Origin of the sequence: Celeribacter marinus, from assembly GCF_965656515.1 — a bacterium.
GTDB lineage: Bacteria > Pseudomonadota > Alphaproteobacteria > Rhodobacterales > Rhodobacteraceae > Celeribacter > Celeribacter marinus_D.
The window spans coordinates 1-9,084 of record NZ_CBFHKW010000070.1 but is presented as its reverse complement, the minus strand read 5'-3'; the positions used below and the strand labels follow the sequence as shown (position 1 = coordinate 9,084).

9 protein-coding genes and 1 pseudogene are annotated in these 9,084 nt (G+C 57.4%); 4 read left to right on the top strand and 6 right to left on the bottom strand.

The window, feature by feature from the left end; genetic code table 11:
- The 3 genes from ACTG34_RS12375 to ACTG34_RS12365 form a co-directional block, all read right to left on the bottom strand.
- Positions 1 to 524 (bottom strand): TRAP transporter large permease subunit (locus ACTG34_RS12375; RefSeq protein WP_439105193.1); only part of this gene is annotated, 524 nt, incomplete at its 3' end.
- Positions 524 to 1,336 (bottom strand): TRAP transporter small permease subunit, encoded by an 813-nt coding sequence (locus ACTG34_RS12370; RefSeq protein ID WP_439105192.1) that lies wholly within the window; start codon positions 1,334 to 1,336, stop codon positions 524 to 526. The genes ACTG34_RS12375 and ACTG34_RS12370, both read right to left, overlap by 1 nt.
- A gap of 125 nt (positions 1,337 to 1,461) precedes the next feature.
- Complete coding sequence (locus ACTG34_RS12365) at positions 1,462 to 2,481, bottom strand: TRAP transporter substrate-binding protein (RefSeq protein WP_439105191.1); 1,020 nt, start codon at positions 2,479 to 2,481, stop codon at positions 1,462 to 1,464.
- A 254-nt stretch (positions 2,482 to 2,735) separates the two neighbouring features.
- Here ACTG34_RS12365 and ACTG34_RS12360 point away from each other — a divergent pair, with 254 nt between their 5' ends.
- Together ACTG34_RS12360 and ACTG34_RS12355 are read left to right on the top strand one after the other, a co-directional pair.
- Positions 2,736 to 3,464 carry a GntR family transcriptional regulator gene (locus ACTG34_RS12360; RefSeq protein ID WP_439105190.1) on the top strand — a complete coding sequence of 243 codons (729 nt, stop codon included), beginning with the start codon at positions 2,736 to 2,738 and terminating at the stop codon, positions 3,462 to 3,464.
- A gap of 12 nt (positions 3,465 to 3,476) precedes the next feature.
- A complete protein-coding gene (locus ACTG34_RS12355) occupies positions 3,477 to 4,463 on the top strand; it encodes a LysR substrate-binding domain-containing protein (RefSeq protein WP_439105189.1) in 987 nt (328 codons plus the stop codon).
- An 86-nt stretch (positions 4,464 to 4,549) separates the two neighbouring features.
- On the opposite strand, the gene ACTG34_RS12350 is transcribed toward ACTG34_RS12355, so the two are convergent.
- From ACTG34_RS12350 to ACTG34_RS12340, 3 genes are read right to left on the bottom strand one after another with little or no spacing between them, the layout of a single operon-like run.
- Positions 4,550 to 5,302, bottom strand: coding sequence for an SDR family NAD(P)-dependent oxidoreductase (locus ACTG34_RS12350; RefSeq protein WP_439105188.1), 753 nt, complete (start codon positions 5,300 to 5,302; stop codon positions 4,550 to 4,552).
- An 8-nt stretch (positions 5,303 to 5,310) separates the two neighbouring features.
- Positions 5,311 to 6,378: a transketolase family protein gene (locus ACTG34_RS12345; protein WP_439105187.1), complete on the bottom strand. Its 1,068-nt coding sequence runs from the start codon at positions 6,376 to 6,378 to the stop codon at positions 5,311 to 5,313.
- Positions 6,375 to 7,247, bottom strand: coding sequence for a transketolase (locus ACTG34_RS12340; RefSeq protein WP_439105186.1), 873 nt, complete (start codon positions 7,245 to 7,247; stop codon positions 6,375 to 6,377). Before ACTG34_RS12340 ends, ACTG34_RS12345 begins: the two co-directional genes overlap by 4 nt.
- 247 nt (positions 7,248 to 7,494) lie before the next feature.
- On the opposite strand from ACTG34_RS12340, the gene ACTG34_RS12335 reads away from it, so the two are divergent.
- A complete protein-coding gene (locus ACTG34_RS12335; protein WP_439105185.1) occupies positions 7,495 to 8,760 on the top strand; it encodes an imelysin family protein in 1,266 nt (421 codons plus the stop codon).
- 6 nt (positions 8,761 to 8,766) lie between these two features.
- A pseudogene (locus ACTG34_RS12330) lies at positions 8,767 to 9,084 on the top strand (di-heme oxidoredictase family protein); the annotation flags it as partial.

Sequence of the window (9,084 nt, the reverse complement as noted above, 5' to 3'; positions counted from 1 at the left end):
CCGTAGAAAATCAAAACGATGGACGGTGGGATCATCGTGCCGAGCGAGCCGGACGCACAAATTGTCCCGATCGCAAGGTTTTGGTTATACCCAAGACGGAGCATCTGCGGCAGGGCGATGAGGCCCAACAGAACCACTTCGCCACCGATGATGCCCGACATCGCCGCCATGATCACCGCCATAAACGAGGTCACAAAGGCAATACCGCCACGGGTACGAGAGAGCCACAGATTGAGCGACGAATACATGTCTTTGGCGATGCCCGTCCTCTCTAAGAGAGAGGCCATAAATATGAACAGGGGCACCGAGATCAGAACATAGTTCGTCATCTGTCGGTAGACGGCCTGACCCAACACGGAGAGGGGACCACGGCCAAAGGTGTTGAACAAAATGTCCACGTCAAACTTGAGGACAAGTGTGACAACGGCGAGGAACGCCGAGGCAAAGCCCAAGGGCATGCCGATCGCCAGCAGGGCAAACATGCCCAGCAAGACGATGATAGAGAGGGTGCCGATATCGACCATTATTTGTCCTCCCCAAGTGTTTTACGCAGCATTGCAATCTCTTCTTCGTCGATGTCGTCTGCGGGCGAATGATGCTCGGGTGCTTTATGCCAATCTGCGATGAGGTTGGAGAGCGCCTGAACAGCCACGAGAGCGATAATGAATAGGATGGCGGGTTTCAGCGTTCCGGGAATGGGCGGATCCCACGCGGTGCCAAAGGTTTCCATGCGCAACATGCGAGTCCATGCATCGTTGAACCCACCCCAGATGAGGGAAAAACAAAACACCCAGATCAAGAACACGGAAATCACATCGGATGTCTTTTTCATCCAGCGTGGCATGAGATCGTATATCACGTAGATACGGATGTGTGAGCGTTGCTGCATGGCATATTGACCGGCAAGCAAGAACACAAACGCCGCAATCCACAGCGACAATTCGTTGGCCCACAAGGTTGGTCTGTTGAACGCGTAGCGCGAGACAACCTCATAGAACATCACCAACACGATCATGACGACCGCAATCATGGCGATGCGCGAGGTGACCAGTGAGAGGTAGTCGAAAAAGCCGTGTGGCTTGTCCTCAATGGCGCCAATGGTGTCGGAGAGATAGACGGAGCCGAACAAGATTGCGCCAGCGAGAGATCCAAGCATGAGCTTGGCCGTAATCCCGCCCTCGGCGCGGATCATTTCATGGATGCCAAGGGCATCTGTCGTAAATATTTTGTTGATGGCAAGCCATGCAAACACCGCGAGCGCAAGCGCGGTAAAGCCGATGGCCAATTTCTTGACCGGACCTCGCATGGGGCCGAGCCAGACACTGTCCTGATTCATCCTGGCCTCCCTTTTTATGTTTGGAGATTGAGCCGTTTCACGCGGCGGACATTCGAGAAAAAAATGGCGGGCCCAATTTGGGGCCCGCCAGGGCTTGTCACCCATGCGTCATGAGACGCATTCGGTTATTTGGAGATCAGGCCGAGTTTGCCCAGATACTCACGGTGCGATGCAACGAGTGCAGCCGCTTCTGGAGTTTTGGCAGCCCAACCGTCCCATGCACGCTGTGCACCGGCGCGGAACTGTGCTTTGTCCTCGTCGGACCAAGCGTAGAGGCTGACACCTTGCTCACGCAGAGCTGCGGCAGCTTCGTTGTTGGCTTTCTCGTTGGAGATCGCAGTGTGCAGGGAAAGTTTCTGCATTGCGGTGTCCATGATGCGCTGCTGCGACGGTGTCAGGCCATCCCAGACGTCTTTGTTACACGCAAGGTGGTCAGACGGCATGGAGTGGAAGCCAGGGTAGTTGGCGTGCTTGGCGATGTCGTAGAGACCAAGGCCCACGTTGTTGGCAAGACCGGAGGCGTCAGCACCGTCGATGATGCCTGTTTCGAGCGCTGTAAAGATCTCTGTGAAATCCATAACGATTGGGGTTGCGCCCAGCTCGGTGAAGATTTCGGTTTCAAGACCTGGAGGCGAACGGAACTTCCAACCTTTGAGATCGTCAAAGCCTGCGAGTGGCTTGGTCGAGGCAAAAGATTCCTGACCGTAGATCCACCAACCGACGAGCTGCATGCCGTACTCGTTATAGAGCGACTGTGCTGCTTCGTAGCCGCCGCCGTAATAGAGCCATGACAGCTGCTGGTATGGTGTGTCGTAGCCGCCCATGATGTCGCCAACGAATTGGAACGCAGGGTTTTTACCTGTTTGGTATGCACCACCGGTCATGTCGCAATCGAGAATGCCGTTTACAGCAGCGTCCCAAGTCTCTGTCGTGGCAACCACGGACGAGGAGTAGAACATTTCGATGTCGATGGAACCGTTGGACATTGTTTCAACGTCATCAACGAAATTTGCAGCAAGCTTGCCCGAGGGGTGCTCGGTTGCGTAGTGCGTGGAGATGCGCAGTGTTGTAACGTCCTGTGCAATCGCCGGAACAGCAATCACAGCACCGAGTGCTGCGGTTTTGAGAATTGAAGTCAGTTTCATAAAATCCCTCCCTAGGATGGCTGCGTGACCACAGCCAAAGACATGGTTGTCCTTCGTTTTATGTATCGCGTCATCCCTCCCGGATGAGTACGCCCTCGTAGTGAGAGCGCCACGACATCAGATGGTATACCATCACAAGAAAGACGCTAAACCGAACCCGCGCCGACAATCAACAACTTTTGGTATACCAAATTAAAAAAGATGATATGGTCGTTAAACGCGGAAATAAATATTCTTGGCTTGAGGCGAGTTTTATGAACGAATTGAATGATCTAGGGGACGGTTTTCACGGAGATAATCTTCCGGAGAAAATAGCTCATTCGTTACGCAGAGATATCCTTAGGGGTCGCCTAAACCCTGGGGATGCGATCAAAGAGCGCGATAATGCCGAAGAGCTCGGAGTGAGCCGCACACCCATGCGCGAAGCTATCCGAATCCTTGCTCAAGAGGGCTTGGTGATTCTGCGCCGGGCCCGCTCGCCAATCGTTGCGAATCCCAGTTTCAAAACCCTCGCGGATCAGGTTGAGGTGATGCTCAATCTTGAAAAACTATCCGCCGAGATCGCCTGTCGCGCCGCCTCGGATGCCGAAATTGACGAGGTTTGTGACCTGACCCAAGTGATGTCCGACACCTTCGACGAGAGCGATCCGCTTGATATGTTCGAAATGGACATGCGGTTTCATGCGATGATTGCACGGATGTCGCACAACGAAACGCTCGCCGATATGCACACGGCGTTGTTGCAGCGTCTGTGGCGTGCGCGGTATTTGACGGCGATGGAAAAACGCAACCGCCAACGCGTGATCACTCAGCATACAGCCATCATTGAGGCTCTGCGTGCGCGCGATCCGCAACGGGCCGCGGCAGCAATTCATACCCATTTGGGCCATTTGGGCGAAGACCTCAAAGATGTGATGAAGCACGATGAAGCTTTGGGCGTCGAGGCCAGCGCGCAGGGCGATGATACGCCCGTGTTCAAGTGATCGAGCACGTAGATGGCGCGCGGCAATAACCTAAATGCGATTCTTCATTTCGAGGCCGTGGCGCGGCGTGGCTCACTCACGGTTGCGGCCGAAGAGTTGTCGGTGTCGCCTTCGGCCGTCAGCCAACAGGTCAAACTTTTAGAACAACAGCTTGGGATTAAACTGTTTCGCCGCAAGGGGCGCAATCTGGCGCTTACCTTGGAGGGTGAGCAGCTGTTTCAAACCTCGGCCACCGCGCTGCGGATGTTGTCGGAAGCCCGTAAAAACCTAGGCAAAGCCCGCGAAACACGGCGGCTTAATTTGCGCGTTATGCCCTCGTTCGGGGTGCGTTGGCTTGGGCCGCGCCTGTCTGAATTCATTGATCTGTGCCCCGACTTTGATCTGCGGGTTGATGCCGCGCCCGATCCAACCGATTTTGAGCGCGAATTGATGGACCTTGATATTCGCTACGGGTCGGGCAATTGGCCCGCGTTTCATAGCGCGCCCGTGCTGCAAGATCAGGTGTTGCCCTTGGCCAGTCCCGAATACCTCGCCACGCTTGGTGGATTACAGGTTGATCCCGCCGCGCGCCTGAATGCGGCGCGCTTGATCGATAGTGCGCGCGCGATGTGTCAGTGGGATTTTTGGCTGTGGCGCAATGGCTTGGATGTCACATCGAATACGAAATCGGTTTTGATGGATCGGTCGTCTTTGGCGTTGCAACTGGCGCTGGACGGCAAGGGGGTTGTCTTGGAAAGCCTCGCACTCGCCGCCCCCGAAGTGGCGCAGGGGCGTCTTGTGCCGGTTACGCCCGAATTGCCCGTGTTCACCTTTCCCGCCTATTGGCTGATTTGTCCGCCGCGCCATCTCAATCGTCGTGCGGTCCGCCTGTTTACCGATTGGATTGCGCAAAAGGCTGTGGATCATGCGGCCATGGTGAGCGATCTCAAAACGCAGCTCGGTCTGCATGATCTGGAGATCAACGCGGCGACCGAATTGGCGCACGGCGCACCGGATTAAGCCCACCCAAAGACGCAACGAAAAAGGCGCGCCCAATGGGACGCGCCTTTTGAGTCTCGCTCGAAAGCTATGGTTGCGAAGCCTCGCTAGTGAATGAGGGACCCACCGTTCACATCGATCTCGGAGCCCGTCACATAGGCCGACAATTCGGACGCAAGGAACAATGCGCATCCCGCCACATCGGACGCCTCGCCCGCGCGGCCCATCGGGATACCGTCAAGCACTTGAGCTTTCATTTCTGGTGTCAATTTGCCCGCCGTGATGTCGGTGGCAATGAAGCCGGGGCAAATGGCGTTGGACCGGATGCCATCGGGGGCCAGTTCGCGCGCCATTGCCTTGGTCAGGCCCAAAACACCCGCCTTTGCCGCCGAATAGTGCGGCCCGCCGAAAATGCCACCGCCGCGCTGTGCGGATACCGACGACATATTGACGATGGAGCCGGATTTCTGGGCGCGAAAGGTCGGAATACACGCCTGAGACATGTAAAGCGTTCCGCGCAAGGACACGTCGGTGACCGCCTCGTAATTATCGGGCGCAATGTCCATGAGTTTGAGCGGCTGGGTTATGCCTGCGTTATTGACCAAAATGTCGATGCGGCCAAGGGCGGCAACCACGGCCGTTGCGGCGGCAATGCAATCGTCCTTGTTGGTCACGTCACAGGCCAATCCGATGTGGCCCGCGCCAAGATCGGCGGCGGCTGCGGCGGCTTGATCCGCGTCGAGATCGAGAATGGCCACGGTTGCGCCGTGCTCGGCAAACAGGTGTGCGGTGGCTTTGCCAAGGCCGCGCGGGGAGGCGGCACCGGTGATGATTGCGATTTTGCCGTCGAGTAGTTTCATGTTGTGTCTCACATCCAGGATTTGATTTTGGCGACCACAGCATCCACGCTGAGGCCGTATTGATCGTGCAACGTGGGCAGCGCGCCCGCGTCGAGAAATTCGTCGGGCAGGGCGATGGATTTGAACGGCACGAACACGCCCGAGCGCATCAACTCCGCCGCCACCGCCTCGCCCAATCCGCCCACAATCGTGTGGTTTTCGGCGGTGACCACAAGGCGGCCTTTGCGGGCGGCCTCCGTTTTGATCGTCGCGATATCAAGGGGCTTGATGGTCGGGCAATGCAGGACCGCGCAGTCGATCCCGTCCGCTTTGAGGCGCTTGGCCGCGTCAAGCGTGCGCATTGTCATCAGGCCCGTGGAGATGAACAACACGTCATTGCCGTCATGGATCATCTGCGCTTTGCCCAGTTTGAACTCATAGCCGTAGTCGCCCAACACATTGGCCACATTGCCACGCGGCAGGCGCATGTAAACGGGGCCGTTGTGATCGGCGATGGCTTTGGTCGCCTGTGCCGTGTCCACCGCGTCACACGGATCGACGATGGTCAGGTTCGGCAGTCCGCGAAAAATCGCAAGGTCTTCGGTGGCTTGGTGGCTCGGGCCATATCCCGTGGTCAATCCGGGCAGGGCGCAGACGATTTTGACGGGTAGGTTTTCCTCGGCAATCGCCATGCAAATGAAATCATAGGCGCGGCGCGAGGCGAACACGGCGTAGGTGGTGGTAAAGGGGGTGAAGCCCTCACGCGCAAGTCCCGCCGCCGCCGAGATCATCACCTGTTCGGCCATGCCCATCTGGTAAAAGCGATCAGGGTATTTTTCAGCAAAAACATGCATATCCGTGTATTTGCTCAAATCCGCAGAGAGCCCCACAATGTCGTCGCGTGTGGCGGCCAGATCGCATAGCGCGTGACCAAAGGGGGCCGATACCGTGTCGCGCCCTTCGGCGTCGAGGGACGCAATCATGGCAGAGGTGGCGCGGCGCTCGGTCGGGGCGCGGCGCTCGGTGTATTTGGAGATGCGGCGTGACGCGGCCCCGAATGGCACATCACCCGAATGGGTGCGAATTGACGAGCTCATGCGGGGCACTCCGTATCCAGATGAGCGATGGCTTTGGCCCACTCATCGGCCTCTACGCGAATAAAATGCGTGCTTTCGCGGGCTTCCAGAAACGGCACGCCTTTGCACATCTTGGTGTTGCAAATGATGACACTGGGTTTGGGGTCGGTCAGGGCGCGCGCGGCGTCAAATGCGGCGACAAGCGCGTCAAGATCATTGCCATCCACCTCTTGGGCATGCCATCCGAACGCGGCCCATTTGGGGGCTTCCGAGTAGCGCGGGGTGGCCAATGCGTTGGTGCTTGGCCCGTCTGCCTGTTGGTCGTTGAAGTCCACAACACAGATCAGATTGTCGAGGTTCCACTGCACGGCCGACATCACGGCCTCCCATGTAGACCCTTCGCCAAGCTCGCCATCCGACATCAGGTTGTAGATGAAACTCTTTGATTTCTTACGTTTTAATCCAAGGGCTGCCCCAACCGCGATGCCAAGCCCGTGGCCAAGAGACCCGCCGGTGATCTCCATCCCGGGCGTGTAGGACGCCATGCCCGACATCGGCAGGCGGCTATCGTCCATGCCGTACGTTTCCAATTCGGCCTCGGGCAAAATCCCCGCTTCGATCATCGCGGAGTAGGCGGCAATCGCGTAGTGGCCGATCGACAGGTAAAAGCGGTCGCGCTCTTCCCATTCGGGATCGGCGGCGCGGTAGGTCATCGCGTGAAAATGCGTCACGGCAAGCACATCCGCCACGCCCAACGCTTGCCCGATATAGCCCTGTCCTTGGACTTCGCCCATGCGCAGCGCGGTGCGGCGAATGTTCCATGCACGCCGTGCTAGTGAGGTGTTGGAGCCCGCGTTGGCGGGTGTCGGGGATGTGACGGATGCAGGCACCGATGCCTCCAGAGTGGTGGTTGTGTTTGGTCAATCTGTCACGGAAGGTGAGAAGACAGCAATTAAGTTCTACTAAAGATAGGGTTAGTGTTTGGCTAAAGTGAGGTTGCGGGTGCATGGCGGGCATATATCTTATTAAAAGAATCAGGATTGACATATCATAGTAAAATTGTCAGATAAGGCGCATTGCACATCGACTCTCGTCACAGAGTTCGGATTTCCACGCCAAAGGGACATAAGATTTACAATGAAACGCACCGCATTCTTGTTCACAGCCGCCACATTGACCGCAATTTTGCCGATGTCTGCACACGCAGGGGCCGCCGAAGTCGTCACCAATTACGCGAATATTGCTGAAGCCGCCTATGGCGACAGCTTGATCACTGCACAGGCTCTTGATGGGGCCATTGATGCGCTGATTGCCGCGCCGTCCGCCGAAACTCTGGCCGCTGCCAAAACCGCATGGATTCGGGCCCGCGTGCCCTATCAGCAAACCGAAGTGTACCGGTTCGGCAACGCGGTTGTAGATGAGTGGGAGGGCAAGGTGAACGCGTGGCCCCTTGATGAGGGGTTGATCGACTACGTGGACGCCGCGTATGGCGGAGCGGGCGATGAGAACGCCTTTCGCGCGCTCAATGTGATTGCAAACCCGACCTTTACCCTATCTGGCGAAGAGATCGACGCGACCACGATCACCCCCGCATTCATCAGCGATACGCTGCACGAGGCAGATGAGATCGAGGCCAATGTGGCATCGGGCTATCATGCCATCGAATTTCTGCTGTGGGGGCAAGATTTGAACGGGACCGATCATGGCGCGGGCAATCGTGCGTGGACCGACTATGCGCAAGGGGACGCCTGCACCAATAACAATTGCGATCGTCGCGGCGCGTATTTGTCCGCCGCATCCAAGCTATTGGTGTCTGATCTCGAATACATCACGGCGGCATGGGCCGAAGGTGGTGAGGCGCGTGAGGCGGTGGTGACCGATCCCGCTGCGGGCATTACGGCGATGCTCACGGGCATGGGGTCACTGTCATATGGCGAGCAAGCCGGTGAGCGGATGAAGCTTGGTCTGATGCTCAACGATCCTGAGGAAGAGCACGATTGTTTTTCCGACAACACGCACAACTCGCATTATTATGACGGTCTTGGCATTCGCAATGTCTATGTCGGACAATATGTGCGAGCCGATGGGACGCTAATACAAGGCGAGAGCCTGCACGATCTTTTGGCGGCATCGGATGCGGATGTGGCGGCTGATTTGTCGGCGGCGCTTGATCATTCCGTGGCGCAGCTCGGCACGTTGAAAGCGGCAGCGGAGGCGGGGTTCTCATACGATCAGATGTTGGCGCGCGGCAATGTTGCGGGCGAGGCGTTGATCATGGGGGCGGTTGATGCGCTTGTGGCACAGACCCGCGATATCGAACGGGCGGTAACGGTCTTGACGGCCTCGGCGATTGAGGTCGAAGGCTCCGATAGCCTCGACAACCCTGACGCTGTGTTCGAGTAATCTATCATGCGCCGCCGCTTTTTTGCTCTTAGTGCAACTTGTGCCTTGCTTGCGCACGGGGCGGCGGCGGCCGATCTGGCCTTGGGTGATCCGCATTTGAGCGTGGTCACCCGAACGGCGGATGAGGCCGCGCGGATTGCGCGGATTACGGCACCTGCTACGATGTTCGACGCGCCAGAACCCTTTGAGGCAAAGCCCGCAGGGGCGGCTACGGTGCGCGCGCGCCCCGACAGCGAAGCCTTCTCGCAAAGCTCGGCCAACCTGACGTTTGAGCAGGAATTAACGTTCAAACTGGGCAACGGTTTGTTCAAAAAGCTATGGGTG

Excerpts from the sequence above, each read along its gene's own strand:
- ACTG34_RS12335 (WP_439105185.1), top strand. The coding sequence starts at position 7,495 with ATGAAACGCACCGCATTCTTGTTCACAGCCGCCACATTGACCGCAATT.
- ACTG34_RS12370 (WP_439105192.1), bottom strand. The coding sequence starts at position 1,336 with ATGAATCAGGACAGTGTCTGGCTCGGCCCCATGCGAGGTCCGGTCAAG.
- ACTG34_RS12365 (WP_439105191.1), bottom strand. The coding sequence starts at position 2,481 with ATGAAACTGACTTCAATTCTCAAAACCGCAGCACTCGGTGCTGTGATT.
- ACTG34_RS12350 (WP_439105188.1), bottom strand. The coding sequence starts at position 5,302 with ATGAAACTACTCGACGGCAAAATCGCAATCATCACCGGTGCCGCCTCC.
- ACTG34_RS12345 (WP_439105187.1), bottom strand. The coding sequence starts at position 6,378 with ATGAGCTCGTCAATTCGCACCCATTCGGGTGATGTGCCATTCGGGGCC.
- ACTG34_RS12355 (WP_439105189.1), top strand. The coding sequence starts at position 3,477 with ATGGCGCGCGGCAATAACCTAAATGCGATTCTTCATTTCGAGGCCGTG.
- ACTG34_RS12360 (WP_439105190.1), top strand. The coding sequence starts at position 2,736 with ATGAACGAATTGAATGATCTAGGGGACGGTTTTCACGGAGATAATCTT.